Source organism: Mesorhizobium sp. M8A.F.Ca.ET.208.01.1.1, from assembly GCF_004791315.1.
Lineage (GTDB): Bacteria > Pseudomonadota > Alphaproteobacteria > Rhizobiales > Rhizobiaceae > Mesorhizobium.
In genome coordinates this window covers 258,836-274,762 of the sequence record NZ_SRUT01000003.1, presented here as the reverse complement: position 1 = coordinate 274,762, position 15,927 = coordinate 258,836, and the positions used below count along the sequence as shown (strand labels likewise).

General features: G+C 64.6%; 16 protein-coding genes. 4 read left to right on the top strand and 12 right to left on the bottom strand.

Annotated elements, in window-relative coordinates; genetic code table 11:
• Window positions 1-18: 18 nt before the first annotated feature.
• The 3 genes from EN851_RS18070 to EN851_RS18060 are packed head-to-tail and all read right to left on the bottom strand — an operon-like array spanning window position 19 to window position 3,066.
• Window positions 19-1,359, bottom strand: a complete 1,341-nt coding sequence (locus tag EN851_RS18070; RefSeq protein WP_135881653.1) for an amidohydrolase family protein — start codon at window positions 1,357-1,359, stop codon at window positions 19-21.
• Window positions 1,360-1,411: 52 nt separating this feature from the next.
• The gene (locus EN851_RS18065; protein WP_127870581.1) at window positions 1,412-2,191 is read right to left on the bottom strand and encodes an alpha/beta fold hydrolase; all 780 of its coding nucleotides are present in this window, start codon (window positions 2,189-2,191) and stop codon (window positions 1,412-1,414) included.
• On the bottom strand, window positions 2,188-3,066 hold the full coding sequence (locus tag EN851_RS18060; protein ID WP_135921323.1) for a fumarylacetoacetate hydrolase family protein: 879 nt from the start codon (window positions 3,064-3,066) through the stop codon (window positions 2,188-2,190). Before EN851_RS18060 ends, EN851_RS18065 begins: the two co-directional genes overlap by 4 nt.
• 222 nt (window positions 3,067-3,288) lie before the next feature.
• Here EN851_RS18060 and EN851_RS18055 point away from each other — a divergent pair, with 222 nt between their 5' ends.
• Window positions 3,289-3,960, top strand: coding sequence for an FCD domain-containing protein (locus tag EN851_RS18055; protein WP_127277803.1), 672 nt, complete (start codon window positions 3,289-3,291; stop codon window positions 3,958-3,960).
• Window positions 3,961-4,002: 42 nt separating this feature from the next.
• Here the strand turns inward: EN851_RS18055 and EN851_RS18050 are convergent, their stop codons facing one another.
• Genes EN851_RS18050 through EN851_RS18020 form a run of 7 tightly spaced genes read right to left on the bottom strand, consistent with a single transcriptional unit; the run spans window position 4,003 to window position 10,313 of the window.
• Window positions 4,003-4,794, bottom strand: coding sequence for an SIS domain-containing protein (locus EN851_RS18050; protein ID WP_135929734.1), 792 nt, complete (start codon window positions 4,792-4,794; stop codon window positions 4,003-4,005).
• A gap of 39 nt (window positions 4,795-4,833) precedes the next feature.
• Window positions 4,834-5,604, bottom strand: a complete 771-nt coding sequence (locus EN851_RS18045) for a GntR family transcriptional regulator (protein ID WP_135881657.1) — start codon at window positions 5,602-5,604, stop codon at window positions 4,834-4,836.
• Window positions 5,601-6,476, bottom strand: coding sequence for an ROK family protein (locus EN851_RS18040; RefSeq protein WP_135916177.1), 876 nt, complete (start codon window positions 6,474-6,476; stop codon window positions 5,601-5,603). Before EN851_RS18040 ends, EN851_RS18045 begins: the two co-directional genes overlap by 4 nt.
• Window positions 6,473-7,213: a PIG-L family deacetylase gene (locus tag EN851_RS18035; protein ID WP_135929733.1), complete on the bottom strand. Its 741-nt coding sequence runs from the start codon at window positions 7,211-7,213 to the stop codon at window positions 6,473-6,475. The genes EN851_RS18040 and EN851_RS18035 overlap by 4 nt, the downstream gene beginning before the upstream one ends.
• On the bottom strand, window positions 7,210-8,064 hold the full coding sequence (locus EN851_RS18030; protein ID WP_135929732.1) for a carbohydrate ABC transporter permease: 855 nt from the start codon (window positions 8,062-8,064) through the stop codon (window positions 7,210-7,212). The genes EN851_RS18035 and EN851_RS18030 overlap by 4 nt, the downstream gene beginning before the upstream one ends.
• Complete coding sequence (locus tag EN851_RS18025; RefSeq protein ID WP_127870575.1) at window positions 8,061-8,993, bottom strand: sugar ABC transporter permease; 933 nt, start codon at window positions 8,991-8,993, stop codon at window positions 8,061-8,063. Before EN851_RS18025 ends, EN851_RS18030 begins: the two co-directional genes overlap by 4 nt.
• A 48-nt stretch (window positions 8,994-9,041) precedes the next feature.
• Window positions 9,042-10,313, bottom strand: coding sequence for an extracellular solute-binding protein (locus EN851_RS18020; RefSeq protein WP_127870574.1), 1,272 nt, complete (start codon window positions 10,311-10,313; stop codon window positions 9,042-9,044).
• 324 nt (window positions 10,314-10,637) lie between these two features.
• Between EN851_RS18020 and EN851_RS18015 the strand changes: the two genes are divergently transcribed.
• Genes EN851_RS18015 through EN851_RS18005 form a run of 3 tightly spaced genes read left to right on the top strand, consistent with a single transcriptional unit; the run spans window position 10,638 to window position 13,694 of the window.
• Window positions 10,638-11,930 (top strand): extracellular solute-binding protein, encoded by a 1,293-nt coding sequence (locus tag EN851_RS18015; protein ID WP_135929731.1) that lies wholly within the window; start codon window positions 10,638-10,640, stop codon window positions 11,928-11,930.
• A gap of 13 nt (window positions 11,931-11,943) precedes the next feature.
• Window positions 11,944-12,834 carry a sugar ABC transporter permease gene (locus EN851_RS18010; RefSeq protein ID WP_135929730.1) on the top strand — a complete coding sequence of 297 codons (891 nt, stop codon included), beginning with the start codon at window positions 11,944-11,946 and terminating at the stop codon, window positions 12,832-12,834.
• Window positions 12,831-13,694, top strand: a complete 864-nt coding sequence (locus tag EN851_RS18005; protein WP_135916165.1) for a carbohydrate ABC transporter permease — start codon at window positions 12,831-12,833, stop codon at window positions 13,692-13,694. The genes EN851_RS18010 and EN851_RS18005 overlap by 4 nt, the downstream gene beginning before the upstream one ends.
• 6 nt (window positions 13,695-13,700) lie before the next feature.
• Here the strand turns inward: EN851_RS18005 and pobA are convergent, their stop codons facing one another.
• Together pobA and EN851_RS17995 are read right to left on the bottom strand one after the other, a co-directional pair.
• Window positions 13,701-14,873, bottom strand: a complete 1,173-nt coding sequence (gene pobA, locus EN851_RS18000; protein ID WP_135929729.1) for a 4-hydroxybenzoate 3-monooxygenase — start codon at window positions 14,871-14,873, stop codon at window positions 13,701-13,703.
• Window positions 14,873-15,925, bottom strand: coding sequence for a 3-carboxy-cis,cis-muconate cycloisomerase (locus tag EN851_RS17995; RefSeq protein WP_135929728.1), 1,053 nt, complete (start codon window positions 15,923-15,925; stop codon window positions 14,873-14,875). The genes pobA and EN851_RS17995 overlap by 1 nt, the downstream gene beginning before the upstream one ends.
• Window positions 15,926-15,927 lie beyond the last annotated feature (2 nt).

The following is a 15,927-nucleotide window of genomic DNA, read 5'->3' as shown; positions in this document are numbered from 1 at the left end:
ATGGCTGGTCGAGCAGGCTCATGCCGTCAGCCGCCGGCGCTGCTCGTTCATGCGCGGCGCCTTGTGGAACTTGCCGTCCTTCATGATGGCGAGGATGCGGTTCTTGTCCTGCAGGATGCGCACATCCGAGATCGGATCGCCGTCGATGAGCAGGATATCGGCGAGGTAGCCTTCCTTGATCAGACCGAGCTCGTCGCCCATGTTCATGATCTGGCCGCCATATTTGGTGCCGGCCTGGATCGCTTCCATCGGCGAGAAGCCGAGCATCTCGACGAAGGTCTGAATGTCCTTGGCGTTGGTGCCTTGCGGCGTCCAGGCAAAGCCGTAGTCGCCGCCGATGCACACACGAATGCCGCGCCGATGCATCTTCTTCATCGTGTCGATGCACATTTCGAGTTCGCGCTCATATTCGAGCGAGAGCGGCGAGCCGGGCTTGATGCCCCATTGCTCGGCATGGCGAGCGGTGTTGATCAGCCAGGCAATGCCGGGCGCGACGAAGTGCTTGTCCTTGACCGCCTCGAGCATGTCGAGCGCCTCCTCGTCGGCGAAGGAGGCGTGATAGATGTTCTGGATGCCGTGGCGCACGCATTGCTTGACCGAGCCGGACGAGCGCGCATGTGCCGACAGGACCTTGTTGCGGCAGCGCGCCTCGGAGGCGGCCATAGCAACCTCCTCCTCCGACATCGGCGTTTCCTCGGCGCCCATGCCGGTGATGCTCTCGCCGGACAAATTGAGCTTGATGGAATCGACGCCGTATTTGATCAGCTGGCGGACGGTGCGGCGGATTTCCTCGGGGCCGGAGACGACCAGGCCGAGGTTCAGCCCCTCATGCGGAATGTGCGAGGGCGCTGAATCGCCGAGACCGCCGACCGTGGTGATCTCGGGACCCGCCGCGAGATAGCGTGGTCCGGGGAAACGGCCCTGGTTGATGAATTTCTTGGCCACGACATCGAGGCGCGGCTTGGCAGCGGCAGCGCCCCGGCCGGCGGTGAAGCCGGCGTCGAGCACCAGCTTGGCCATCTCCATGGTGACCAGCATGTGTTCCTCGACCTCCATCATCTGGATGGGATCGATGCCGGGCGCGTTGTTCCAGGACAGGTGCAGATGCGCGTCGATCATGCCGGGCATAAGCGTCGCGCCCATGCCGTCGATGATAGTTGCTCCCCCCGCTGCACCACCGCTGTAGGAGGACGACGAGGACGAGCCGAAGCGCGACGAACCCTTGGTGATCTGCTTGATGCGGTTGCCCTGCACCAGCACCTCGCCGGTGTAGGGATATTCACCAGTTGCGTCGAGCACGCGCACATTGGTGAACAGCGTGCTGCCCGAGCCGTTGCCGTTCCAGCTGTCGTCTGCCATCACAAGCCTCCCAACTTGCCGAGCGCATAAGTTTACGCCCGATCAGAATTCCTCACCTATCAACCCGTCTCAAAAAATCAGCGAGCTTTTGGGTGCTTTCGCGCGGGCTCTCGACCGTTGCCCAATGTCCGCACCGATCCAGCGATGAGAATACGGCGCCCTTGATTCTATCGGCAAGCGCCTGGGCGACGCCGGGCGGATTGACCGTGTCGGCATCGCCGGTGACCAGCAGTGTCGGCGCCGAGATCCGGCGCACATCGACGGCGGTCGCCTTGGCCAGCACCTCGCAGGTGCGGGCATAGGATTCGGGATCCTGCCTCGTGATCGATTCCCGCACGAAGGCGACTGCCGCCGGCGAGGTTTCCCTGCTGTGTGCCGAGATCGCGTTGGCGACGATCTGGTCGGCTATGTCGGCCATGCCGCCCGAGCGCGCCAGTTGCGCCCGCTTGCCGAGCCCTTGCCGTGTCGCTTCGGTCGGCTCGGCCAAGGCCCCAAACAGGGCGAGCGACCTAACCAGCGAAGGCTGCGCCGCCGCGATCTGCTGACAGACGATGGTGCCCATCGAATGGCCGACGAAATGGGCTGACGTGACCCCCATGCCGGCCAAGGCGCGGATCACCGCCTCGCTCATGCCTTCGATGGTCAGCGGCTCGATCGGACGCGGCGAACGGCCGGAGCCCGGCAAATCGAGCCGGATGACGCGATAGGCGGACAATGCCGCCATCTGCGGCTGGAACATGTTCGAGGTGCCGCCAAGGCCGTGGATCATCGCCACGGCAGCCCCCTCGCCGACAGTTTCGGCAACGACCTGGCCAACCGTCACCGTCGTCATTGAGCATGCTCCGCGAAGCGGTTTTCCAGCGTGCCGATGCCGTCGATTTCGATGCGCACAACGTCGCCAGCCTTCAGGTATTTCGGTGGATCGAAGCCGATGCCGACGCCGACCGGCGTGCCGGTGGCGATGATGTCGCCGGACTTCAGCGTGATGCCCTGCGACAGGGTGGCGATGATGGTGGGAATATCGAAGATCAGCAGCGATATCCTGGAATCCTGGCGCAGATCCTCGTTGACGAAACACCTTATTCCGGCGGTCGCCAGGTCGAGTTCGTCCCTGGTCACCGCCCAGGGGCCCATCGGGCAGAACGTGTCCTGCGACTTGCCGATCAGCCACTGGCTGTACTTGCCCTGCAGGTCGCGCGCGGTGACGTCATTGACGATGGTGTAGCCCCAGACGTGATCGAGCGCGTTCTCCCTGGAAATGCCGCGTCCACCTTTGCCGATGATGACGGCGAGTTCCGCCTCGTAGTCGATAGCCGTCGAGACGGAGGGATCGATCAGCACGCTGGCATGGTTGGCGACCACCGATTCCGGCACTTTGGAAAAGATGATCGGGTGCTTCGGGATCGCGCCGGCGCCGGCACTGGAATCAAAGCCCGAGCGGGCGAACTCATGCGCGTGCTCGTGATAGTTCTTGCCGACACAGAAAATGTTGCGGCGCGGCTGGGGGATCGGCGCCTCGATCTCGACCTGCGCAAGCGGGATCGGCGACAAGGTACGCGGGATGCCGGCGCCGTTGCGCTCGACCAGCGCCAAGATGCCGGACCTGGCCTGGTCGACCGAAAAAGCGAAAGGCGCGATAGTCTGGGCATCGAGGTCGACAAGACCGACGCGACGTTCGCCGGATATCGAAAAAGTCGCGACCCGCATCCAGTTCCTCCCTGAACCAATATTGAGCCAATTTTTTGCTCTTTCGCTACACGCTATCGCCGATTGGTTTAGGCCGCAAGCGGAATCTCGGCTGATCGCACCAAAAGTATCCGGCCGCGATATGCCAGTTTCAGCGGACTCGCTCCGGTGCTGCGTAATGGACGGCGGCGCAAGAAGCTGATATGCGTGGTTCAGTATCGGATCAGATAAAAGTTGCCAGACATGCCAAAGCTCGTCGCCAACGATATCGCCACCGTCCTGAAAAAACGCATCTCCTCGGGCGAGTGGATCGAGAATGGCCGCATGCCGCCGGAGCGCGATCTGGCGAGTGAGTTCGGCGTCGCGCGCAACACGGTGCGGCGCGCCGTTTCCTTCCTCGAGGAGGACGGCACGGTGGTGCGCCATGTCGGGCGCGGAACTTTCCTGACCGCCACCAATCCGGCCTCGATGGCGGCGGTTGTCGGCCGGATGGAAGGCACCAGCCCTGCCGATATGATGGAGATCCGGCAGTTGCTGGAACCGGCGGCGGCATCGTTCGCCGCGACCAATGCCAGCGCCATGGAACTCAACGCGGTGCGCGAGGCGCACAAGATCGCCTGCGAAGCGCAGGACATGCCGACCTTCGAACACTGGGACGCGGAGTTCCACCACCGCATCTTCGCCTGCTCGCGCAACGAATTCCTCAAGGAGATCCACAATCTGATGCGCATCCTGCGCAATCAGGCACCGTGGTTCGAAATGAAGAAGCGCTCCTTTTCCGAGGAGCGCCGCGGCATCTATTGCAGCGAACACCAGACGGTTCTCGACGCGCTGCTGCGCCGCGATCCGGAGAGCGCCAGCCAGGCCATGCTAGCGCATCTGAAAACCGTCGAGCGCAATCTTTTGGGGCGGTGATCGCGCCGGGAAGGCGCGGCAGCGCCTCCCCCGCCCCTAGTATCACTCGCCGCGCATCGTTGCCTGGAAAGTCGGCAGGTGCTTCTTCTGCGCTTCCAGCATGCGTTCGCGGTAGACACCGTAGATGACGTCGGTGTCGTGCAGCGTGACGCCCGCGATCGTCGGCGAGGCAAAGACCGGCAGTTCGATGCCGCGCTTGGCGAGCTGCTCGGCGGTGCGGGCAATCAGCTCATGCGCCAGGATCATGGCGAGCACCGTCGACGAACCGGACACCGGACGACTCCAGCCCTCGACCGGCACGATGGCGTCCTCGATCGGCGAGCAGGTGTCGATGACGAGATCGGCCGCATCCGCCAGCCGCTTGCCGGAGGAATGCGTGGCAGGCTTGTCGAGATTGTTCTTGCTGGTCACCGCGACGACGAAGATGCCGCGTTTTTTCGCGTAGAGCGCGGTGTCGATGCCCGACGAATTGCGGCCGCTATGGCCGAAGATGATGATGGAATCGCCCTTGTTGAGCGGCTGGTGATCGAGGAACTTCTCGGCGTATTTCTCGGTCCGCTCCAGCCACAGAAGCTCGCGCACGCCGCCGGCGCCGAGCACGTTGTGCCACATCACGCGCGGGTCGGTCAGCGGATTGAAGCCGACATAGCTGCCGTAGCGCGGGAACACTTCCTGCACCGGCAGCACCGAATGGCCCGAACCGTAGAGATGGACCAGACCGCCGCCTTCAAGCGAATCGGCGAAGCGGGTGGCGGCCTCGCCGAAGGCCTCTTCGTTGGTTTTCGCTGCCTTGTCGATGAGAGCGGCGAGACGGTGGATGTAGAGATCGGACACGTGGGTACTCCTGTTTAAGTGTCTGCTTGGGAGGGTGGATCAGCTTCGCGGGTTCGACGGGACGCGCCCGGCGCGCAGCGTCGAGCGGATTTCGTAGCGGTCGCCGCGCATGATGGAGACGGTGAATTCGAACGGGCCGCGCTCGTCGGTGGTGATGCGTTCGACGATGAAGGCGGGGCTGCCGGCGGGCAGATCGAGCAGGTCGGCGTCCGCCGCGCCAACGGCACCGACGCGGTAGTTTTCCCGCGCGGCCACCGGCACGATGCCGTAGTGACGCTCGAGCGCTTCGTAGAGCGAGCCTTGCAGCAGGCCGGCGTCGAGGAACCCCGGCACGCGCGCCGCCGAAAGCTGCGCGGTCTGGATGCCGATCGGCTCGTTGTTGCCCAACCTGAGACGCCGGATGCGCACCACCGGATCGCCTTCCTCGATCTCCAGCGCGCCGGCCGCCGCAGCATTGGCCGTCGTCAGGCTGCAATCGAGCAGGCGCGAGCCGGCGACCACGCCCATATTGCCCATTTCCTGGGTGAAGCTGGTCAGCTCGCGCGTGCCGGCCACCAGCGTGGTCGAGCGCACGAAGGTGCCGCGGCCATGCTCGCGCCGCAGCAGCCCGCCTTCCTCCAGATTGCGCAGAGCATGGCGCAAGGTGATGCGGCTGACGCCAAACAGAGCGCACAGCCGGTCTTCCGCCGGGATCTGGTCGCCGGTCGCCCATTCGCCGCTCTTGACGATGGCGCGGATAGCCTCCTCGACCTGATACCAGAGCGGCTCCGGGCGTCTGCGGTCCGGCTGCTGAAAGCTCGCTTCGCTCATCGCACCTGTCTCCACTCTTTCCCGGCGCGACCAGCCAGCGCCGCGCCGACAAGACCGGCACCCGGACCGAACCGGCCGGGCCGGACATCGATGCCACGCAGATGCGCCGGCAACTGACGCCGCAGCGCGGCAAGCAGCGGCGGCCGCATCACCTCCAGCGCCTCGGCCAGTCCCCCCGAAATCAAAACCGCCTGCGGATCGAGAAGCGCCACGGCCCCGGCCAGCGCCGTGCCGAGCCGCCGCGCCGGCACTTCCAGCAAGGTCTGCGCTGCGAGTTCGCCTGCCTGAGCGGCGGCGATCAGTTGGCGGCCATCGGTGAGGCCGATCTGGCCGGCAAGCGCATCGAGCGCCCGGCCCGAGGCGACGCGCTCCAGCCAGCCGCTGCGCTCCTCGCCATGATCCTTGATGTCGGCGCAAGCCCAGCCGAACGAGCAGGCGCCGCCATGCGCGCCGGCAACGATGCGGCCGTTGGCCAGCACCGCCGAGCCGATGCCGGTGCCAATGGCGAGCAGGATCGCATCCGACATGCCTTTTGCCGCACCCTCGACGGCTTCCGCCAGCAGCGCGATCTGCGCGTCGTTGCCGAGCGCCACGGGCAGGCCTGGAAACAGGGCCTGGACGTCGACGCCGTCGAGAAACGGCAGGTTCGGGATCCAGCGGCAGACGACACCTTCGACGAGCCCGGGCACCGCGATGCCGAGCGCCTCGACCGCCCCGGCTCCAGCGCGCAGCGCCTGGATGCGGGCGACGAACGCATCAAGGCTTGCCGGCGCCGGCTCGCGGCTCGGCATGTCCAGCGCGCCGACATCGCCGGTGAAGACGGCGGCGCGCAGATTGGTGCCGCCGAGATCGATGGCCAGAACCCGCGTCATCGGCCGGGCCCCTTGCCGAACGGCGGCGCGAACAGGCCGCTGCCGGCATTCCACGAATGCGACGCCGCCGCGAAGGCTTGTGCGTAACGCGTACCGCGCAGGCAGCCGCGCAACCGGTAGAGCGCGCTGTAGTAATCGACATAGGGAAAGCTGCTCAGGCCCCGCGCCAACTCGTACTCCTGGACCGCCTCGCTCCAGTCCTCGAAGCCGTCGCTGACATCGACGAGATGTTCGGGCCGAAAACCGTCATCATCCTCCCAGTTCTCGCCGAACAGGAGCAGTTGCGGCGTGTGCGCCGGGTTGTCGCTGGCTACCGTCGGCAGGGCGGCGTAGAAGATGCCGGTTTGCGTCAGATGCGCGGCGGCGCGATGGTCCTTGTGCCAGCTGCCGTGCCAATGAGTGATGACGATCTCGGGTTTGAGTTCGCGAATGATGTCGCATACCTCGAGCGCCGTCTCGTCGTCCGACGGCAGGAAGGCGTCGCGCAGGCCGAGGCTGCGCACCTTGACACCAAGCCGCTCGGCGGCCCTGCCCGCTTCCTCTTCCTTCTGCACGCAATAATGCGCGGGGATGAGGCAGGGATGCCCCTGCTCGCCCATGGTCAGGTGCAGGAAGGTCACCGAAGCGCCGCGTTTAACGGCGGCGGCGGCCAGCGGCCCAGCGATCACCTCGGCATCGAAGGCGTGCGCGCCGACGACCAGGATGGAGCTTGCGGCGTAGATCCTGTCTTCGATCATTTCATGCCTCCCCCGGCGCCGACGCCTTCGCGAATCTGGCGGGCGAGCAGACAATACATGATCAGGATGGGCGCCATGGAGATCGCCAGCGAGGCGAAGACCCGGCCCCAGTCGGTGCGGAACTGGCCGACGAAGACGCTGATCGCCAGCGGCACGGTCTTGTAGCGGTCGTCGAAGATGAAGATCAGCGGGAAGAAGAAGTCGTTCCACACGGCGATCGCCGTGAAGATGGCGACGATCGACACCGCCGGCTTCACCATCGGCAGGATAATCTGGAACAGGATGCGGACCTCGCCGGCGCCATCCATGCGCGCCGCCTCGTCGAGTTCGGAGGGCAACACGCGCATGAAGTTGGCGAAGATGAAGACGGCGAAGGGGATGCGGATCGCCGAATAGACGAGGATCAGCCCGGTCAGCGAATCGAGCAGGCCGAGATTGCGCATCAAGGTGAACAGTTCGACCGAGGCCAGCCTGATCGGCAGCATGATGCCCGACAGGAACAGGCCGAGCATGATGGCGTTCCAGCCGAGCCGGTAGCGGCTGAGCGGATAGGCGGCCATCGCCGAGACGACGATGGTGAGAATGACCGCGCCGCCGGTGACGATCAGGCTGTTGATGAAATTGTGGCCGAGATCGGCGCGCGTCCACGCCCGGACGAAATTGTCGAAGGCCCAGCTTTGCGGCAGGCCGAGCCGATTGTCATAGATCTCGGCGGTCGTCTTGAAGCAGGAGACGACGAGGATGTAGAGCGGCAGCAGAACCGCGGCCGTCCAGAAGACCAGCACCGTCCAGCCGGGCAGCCGCGCCAGTCTCGGCGAGAAGGTCCTGTGCGGGATCGCCAGCGCGCTCATAGCTGCACCGTGCGGCGATCGAAGAAGCGCAGCATCAGAAGCGTGCCGATGCTGAGGATCAGGAACAGTACGGTGCCCAAGGCCAGCGCCAGCCCGATATCCGTGATGCCGACAGCGCCCTCGGCGCCAAAGGCCAGCCGGTAGAAATAGGTCACCAGCGTGTCGGTCGCGTAGCTCGGATTGCCCTGCACGCCCTGCATGACATAGACGATGTCGAACTGGTTGAAGGTGTTGATAAACGACAGCGTCGTCAGCGTGCCGAGCGCCGGCATCAAAAGCGGCAGCGCGATCGAAAACAGCATGCGTGCATTGCCGGCGCCGTCGAGCTTGGCCGCCTCGAAGATCTGGCCGGAAATCTGCCGCAGGCCGGCCGTGTAGATCAGCACCGGCAAGCCCATCCAGTTCCAGGCGTCGACGACGATCAGCATTCCGAGCGCCGTGTGGCTGTTGCCGAGCACGGTGAGGCTGCCCTCATGCAGGCCAAGCCCGTTCAGCGCCCATTCGACGACGCCGCCGGGCGCCAGGAGCAGCCGCCACAGCGCACCGACGATGACCGGGCTCAGCACCGCCGGAAAGAAAAACACCGACTGGAAGAAGGCCGCGCCCCTGTCGCGCAGGAACAGCAGCCAGGCGAACAAAAGACCGATGCCGTTCTGGAAGACCATGATGCCGAAGAACCAGGCGGTGTTGTGCCAGAGCGCGCCGTAGAGCCGCTCGCCGCTCGGGAAGACGAACAGCCGCGAGAAATTCGACAAACCGGCAAACTCGACCATGCGCAGCCCCTTCCAGATGAAGAAGCTGCCCCACAGCGACATCGCCAGGGGATAGAGGACGAAGAGCGCATAGACGGCCAGCGCCGGCAGGATGAAAAGCACGGCCATGCGCTGCTGCGTGCGTTTCAGGCTGCTTGTGCGGTGAAGGTTGGCCATGCGTTCTGTCCGGCGAGAGGCCGGCCGCGATGCGACCGGCCCGGCTCCTCACTGCTTCGGCTTGAACCAGGTGGCGACGGCGGCCTGAATATCGGCGGCCAGCTTCTCGGGTGCGATGTTGCCTTCGACCATGTCGATGATCTCCGACTGCAAGACCGAGGAGGCCGTCGGCGACTGCCAGCGAAAGCCGACCAGCGTCAGATAGGGTGTCGAGTTCTTCGACATTTCCATCATCTGCGCCAGTACAGGGTCCTTCACCGTCACATCAGCGCGGGCCGGCGGCCAGCCGAGCTCGTCGGCGAACAGCTGGGCGAATTCGGCCGAGGCCATGAAGCCCAGCACCTTGGTGGCGTCCTCCTTGTTCTGACTCTCGGAGACAAGACCATAGGAGCCGTCCGAGAAGGCCGAGGTATAGAGCTTTGCCCCGGCTTCGTCGGCTGGGAATGGGAAGATGGAGAACTTCAGCTTCGGGTTCTGCGCCTTGAAACTGCCGTTCTCAAAGGACCCGCCGAGGAACATCGCCGCCTTGCCGCCGATGAACTGCTGCGTGGCCGTGGTGTAGTCGATGCCGGCGAAGCCGTCGGGGAAATAGGGCTTCAGCTCGGCGAAGCGCTTCAGTGCCGCGACATAGCGGGGGTCCTCGAAGGTCGCCTTGCCGGTCATCATCTCGTCGTAGAAATCAGGACCGTAGACGGTCGGGCCGATGACGCCGACGCCGATCTCCAGTTCCCAGGCGGAGCCATTGGCGCCGCCGGTGGCGATCGGGGTGATGCCGGCCGCCTTCAGCTTCTCGCAGGCGGCGACGAAATCCTTGTAGGTCTTGGGGATCTCGATGCCTTGCGCGGCAAAGATATCCTGGTTGTAGAACACCCCCATCATCGGCACCGAATAAGGCACGCCGTAGACCTTGCCGTCGGTGCGGCCGCGCGCGCCGCCAAGGGCTGCGTCCGGCATGTTCTTCAATTCCGGCACGCTGTCGTCGAGCACGTCGAGATAGCCGGCATCGACGAAGGGCTGCAACTCGCCATAGGCCTTAAGCTGGGCGATATCAGGCCCGCGGCCGCCGCGCAGCGCCGTGCTCAGCCGGTTCTGGTAGTCGGCATCCGGGGTGAACTGGATGTTGACCTTGATGCCGGGGTTCTTGGCCTCGAAGGCGTCGAAGATGCGGCGCATCGCCGCCTCGTCCTCGGTGCGCCAGCTCCACAATGTCACCGTGCTGTCGGCCCTGGCCGGCAGAGTCGTGAAGATGCCCGCGCAGGCGGCGGCAAGGCCGCCGATCAGCCCTAGCGCGGCGCGCCGGTGAATTGAAAGCATGCTCATTGCCAGTTCTCCCGTTTTCTCTGTCCTTGGCGTCCCGCGACACTTCGATGCCGCGCGAGAGTCATTCGCTCGGCCTAAGTCATTATAACGACATAGCGTTGTTCGCAAGAGGTGTCATTTTCCCTCAGAACGGCATCGTCGAATGATCTGATTCAATAAATTATATTAACTTATTGTTTTTCAACAGCTAAATATCTCACTGTGGTGGCCATGGAAAGATGGCGCCAGTTTCTGCATGCAGCTTTTTCGCAAACGGGCCTTGCGCGATCGCTTCATGTTGTCATAACGTCATCGTGATCGCTATGCTCAAGTGGAGGATGAGGGATGTCGTTTGCCTGGACGTCGAAACTGGCACTGGCCGCGGGTCTTGCCATCCTGCCCGCCAACGGCTGGGCGCAATCGGTCAACATCTCCTACCTGACGCACTGGTCGCCCGAGACGGTGGCGCTGCTGGAAGCGGCGGCCAAGGATTACGCCAAGACCAATCCCGACATCAGCGTCACCGTGCGCGCCGTTCCTTTCGGCGATCTCCTGACCACGCTTCGCTCCCAAGGCGGCGGTGCGGACGGTCCGACAATCGGTGGCATCTACGATCTCTGGCTGCCGGAACTCGCCCGCGACAAGCTCGTCGCTCCTGCCCCCGATGCGGTGGCGAGCGAGGTCAAGGTCGCCTGGCCGGCGGGCGTCGTCAGCGCCGCTTCGGTCGGCGACAAGCTCTACGGCATACCTAACGAGATCGACGTCTACGCGCTCAACTACAACAAGGCGCTGTTCAAGCAGGCCGGCATCGCCGCTCCGCCAAAGACGTGGGACGAGTTCAAGGACGCGGCGCGGAAACTGACCAACAAGGACGCCGGCCAACAGGGTTTTGGCATGATCAATTCATGGGCCGCGGGCGTCGTCCATCCCTTCGCGTCACTGCTGGTTTCCAATGGCGGCGAGTTGGTTAGGGAGGGCAAGCCGGTGCTGGACAGCAAGCAGGCCGGCGAGACGTTCCAGCTTTATGAAGACCTCATCAAGTCCGGCGCCAGCGTGCCGGCCATGGCGACCGCCGACGCCAACACGACCGGCCCGTTCCTCGACAATTTCGTCTCCGGCAAGACCGGCATGATCATCATGGCCAACTGGTGGGAGAGTGCGCTGAAGACCGGCATGGGCGACAAGTTCACCGACATCGCCACGGCCCCCATCCCCGTCGGCCCGAGCGGCGACAAGCCGCATGCGATCTCCTATTCCTGGATGACCGTGGTCAACGCCAATGCGGGCCAGGCCGAGCAGAAGGCGGCATGGGATTTCCTGGCCTGGCTCAACAATCCGAAGTCCGGCAAGAACGGCGCGTCGGCCATGTCCGACATCCTGATGTCGATGGGCATCCTGCCGTCGCGCACCTCCGACATCGAGGCGCACAAGGACAAGCTCGGCTCGGAATTCCTGTCCGGCTATGTCAGCGTGCTCGCCGACGCAAAGCCCTTCCCGGTGGTGCCCGGCGGACAGGAATTCTCGGAATCCCTGCAGCAGACGATCGAGGCGTTGCAGTATGGCCAGGTCTCGGCCAAGGATGCGCAGGCGACGGCGCAGGCCGACGCCACCTCGATCCTGGAGCGCGCCGCCAAATAATGATCAGACCGTAATGATCCAGAGGTACTGTGCCTCGGCGGGCATCATGCTTATGCCCGCCGTGACGCTGATCGGCATCTTCATCCTGCTGCCGATGCTGCTCACCGTCTGGCTGTCCTTCCAGGACTGGTCGACGCAGACACCGTTTTCCAGCGCCAGCTTCATCGGCCTTGACAATTTCCGCGAGATCTTCGGGCCGACCTCGGTCGGGCGCGACTTCACGGGCGCGCTGACCAACACCGCCATTTATACCGCACTGTCCGTCGTCCTGATCCTGCCGCTGTCGGTGGCTTTCGGCCTGATGGTTTACCAGCACGATGTCGCCGGCGGCACGGCGCTGAGGACGGTGCTGTTCTCCACCTATATGGTGCCGATAATCGCGGTGGCGCTGGTCTGGTCGAAACTCTATTCGCCGAGCGAGGGGCCGCTCAACCAGATGCTCGGCCTGATCGGCGTCGGACCGCAGCCCTTCTTGTCGTCGCCGCGCTCGGCGCTGATCTCGATCGTCTTCCTCAACGTCTGGCAGCAGGTCGGCTATTTCACCGTGCTGGCAATCGCAGGGCTAACGCAGATTCCGGGCAGCCTCTACGAGGCGGCGAAGCTCGACGGCGCCAACCGATTCGAGCAGTTCCGCTTCATCACCTTGCCGCTGATGCGGCGCACGCTTTTGTTCAGCGCCGTCATCGCCATCATCAACGCGGTGCAAGTGTTCGAGCCGGTGGCGCTGATCACACAGGGCGGGCCGGTCGGCTCGACCAATGTCTTGACCTATCACATCCGCCGTGTCGGCATCGAACGCGCGCAGGGCGGACTGGGCTCGGCCATGGCTGTCATGCTGATGCTGTCGCTGATCGTCGTTGTCTGTGCGCTCTTCGCACTCGCCAACCGGAAGAACCAGGAATGAGCGCGGGATCGTCGAGCTGGCTTCCGCGCGGACGCCCCTCCGGCCGCAAGGCGCTGCTGGCGACGCTGATGCTGCTGGCCGCCGTCGCATCCGCCTTCCCGCTGGTGTGGATGGTGCTGTCGAGCCTGAAAACGCCGGCCGAGAGCATGCAGGTGCCACCGGTCTGGATACCGCATGCGCCGAGCCTCGAGGCCTATGAAAAGGTTTCGGGTGTGGTCAATGTCGGCCGGTCGATGTGGAACTCGCTGGTGATCGCCTCGATCACCACGGGCGGCGTGCTGGTCACCAGCATGATGGCCGGCTACGCCTTCGCCAAATACCACTTCCCCGGCCGCTCGCTTTTGTTTTCGGTGCTGATCGCCACCATGTTCCTGCCGCCGATCGTGACGCTGATCCCGCTCTATCGTCTTGTCGGCTCGATCGGCCTCAATGCCAGCCTTGCCGGCATCATCGTGCCCAACCTCGCCAATGCCTTCGGCATTTTCCTGATGCGCCAGTTCATCGCCGGGGTGCCCGACGACCTCATCGACGCCGCGCGCATGGACGGTGCCTCGGAACTTTTGATCCTGTTCAAGATCGTGGCGCCGAGCGTGGCGCCCGCGATCGCAGCACTTGCGCTGTTCGCCTTCGTCTATCACTGGAACAGCTATCTGTGGCCGCTGACGGTGCTGCAGGGCAACGCCGACGCCTATCCGATCGTCATCAGCCTCAGCCGGCTGTTGAGCTACAACAGGGGCGCGGTCAACACCGGACTGGTGATGGCCGGCGCGACGCTGGCCGTGCTGCCGCCTCTCATCCTGTTCGTCTTCCTGCAGCGCTTCTTCGTCGATTCCATCGTCGGCTCGGCGATCAAGGGGTAGCCGTCCTCAGTAAGGAAGGCCGACGTAGTTCTCGGCAAGCGCGGTCGACGCTGCGCGCGAGTGCACGAGATAGTCGAGTTCGGCCTCCTGGATGCGCTGGCCGAAGTCGCCGGTATCGGGAAAGCGATGCAGCATCGTCGTCATCCACCAGGAAAAGCGCACCGCCTTCCACACCCGCGCCAATGCCTTTTGCGAATAGGCGTCGATGCCGGCCATGGATTTCTCGCGGTAGAAGTCGCGCAAGCCGGCAAAGAGATAGCGCACGTCGCTGGCGGCGAGGTTGAGACCCTTGGCGCCGGTCGGCGGCACGATATGGGCTGCATCGCCGACCAGGAACAGCCGGCCGAAGCGCATGGGTTCGGCGACGAAGGAGCGCAGCGGCGCGATCGACTTTTCGAAGGACGGTCCGGTGGTGACGCCTGCTGCCGTCCGCTCCGGCAAGCGGCGGCGCAGCTCGTCCCAGAAGCGGTCGTCGGACCATGCCTCGACCCTGTCGTCCTGAGGGCACTGCACATAGTAGCGGCTGCGGTGCGTCGACCGCATCGAGCACAGCGCGAAGCCTCGCTCATGATTGGCATAGACCAGTTCATGATCGGCCGGCGGCACTTCCGCCAGCACGCCCAGCCAGCCGAACGGATATTGCCGCTCGAAGGTTTTCAGCGCCCGCGCTGGTGCCGATTTGCGGGAGACACCGTGATAGCCGTCACAGCCGGCGATAAAGTCGCAGTCGATGCGATGGCCGACGCCATCCCTCTCATAGGTGACGAAAGGCGCGGCACCGTCGAAATCGTGCAGCGCGACATCGGCTGCTTCATAGACGGTGACCAGTCCCGCCGCTTCGCGCTTGTCCATCAAATTATGTGTCACCTCGGTCTGGCCATAGACGGTGACATGCTTGCCACCGGTGAGTGCAGTGAGATCGATGCGGTGCAGCCGTCCGTCGAAAGCAAGCGAGATGCCGGAGTGCGGAAGGCCTTCGGCATGCAGGCGGTCCGCGGCGCCCGCCTCCCCAAGCAGGTCGACCGTGCCCTGTTCGAGCACGCCCGCCCGCACGCGGCCAAGCACGTGCTCGCGGCTCGACCGCTCGAGGATGACGGTCTCGACGCCGATGGTGGCGAGCAACTGGCCGAGCAGCAGGCCGGACGGTCCCGAACCAACGATCAGAACCTGGGTGCGCATCAGCGGCCGAGGCTTTCGATCTGCGCCGCCAGTTCGGCGGCAAGGCGCAGGGATGCGGCCGTCGCGACGACCATCTGCGGCAGCAGCAACCATTCCAGAGTCCAGGCGGAACCCGAACGCTCCTGCTCATGCACCAGCGCCTGATGCATGCCGGAAAGCTGCGTGGCGTTGAAACGGGCAAGCGTCACCAGCGCTTCGGCCTTCACCGGGTTCTGCTTGTGCGGCATCGCCGACGAGCCGCCACCGCCCGATAGCTCGATGTCGGTGCCGCCTTGCGCCAGCAGCGCGATGTCCTGGCCGAACTTGCCGAAACTTCCCGTTATCAGCGACATCAGGCCGGCCAAGTCAGCGAGCGCGTCACGCTGGCTCTGCCATTGCGAGGCATCGCCGAGGCCGAGCCTGGCGGCAAGCGCGGCGCGCACCGCCGGCCCCTTGTCGCCAAGCTTTTCCAGCGTGCCGGCGGCGCCACCGAACTGCAGGACGAGCAGGCGCCCCGACTGTTGCGACAGCCTCTCCTGGTGCCGCTGCAGCGGCGCCCGCCACGCCGTCACGCGATCCGCCACGGTGATCGGGATCGCCGGCTGCATGCGGGTCACCCCGGTCAGCGCCCTTTCCCCGAAGCGCTCCTCCAGGGAGGCGAGCCGTATGATTGTCTCGGTCAGCAGCAGGCCGAGATGCTCGACGACGGATTTCAGCCGGAGCACAAGGCTGGTGTCGACGACGTCCTGGCTGGTCGCGCCGAAATGGACCGAACCGCCATGCGGTTCGCCGACGGCCAGTTTGATCTGGCGCACCAGCTCCGGGACCACGACGCCATCCTTGATGACCCCAGCGCGCAGCTTGCCGGTATCCGGCCGGAACGAGGCAATCGCCTTGACGATCGCCGCCGCGGCCTCCCTGGGGATGATGCCGCGGTCGGCCTCGGCCTCGGCCAAGGCACGTTCGAAATCCAGCATCGCGGCAATGTCGGCTTCCACCGAAAAATGCCGCGCCGCCTCCTCGTCGCCGAGCAGGCCCGAAAGCAGCGGATGGTCGAAGGGCGATACGGTCATGT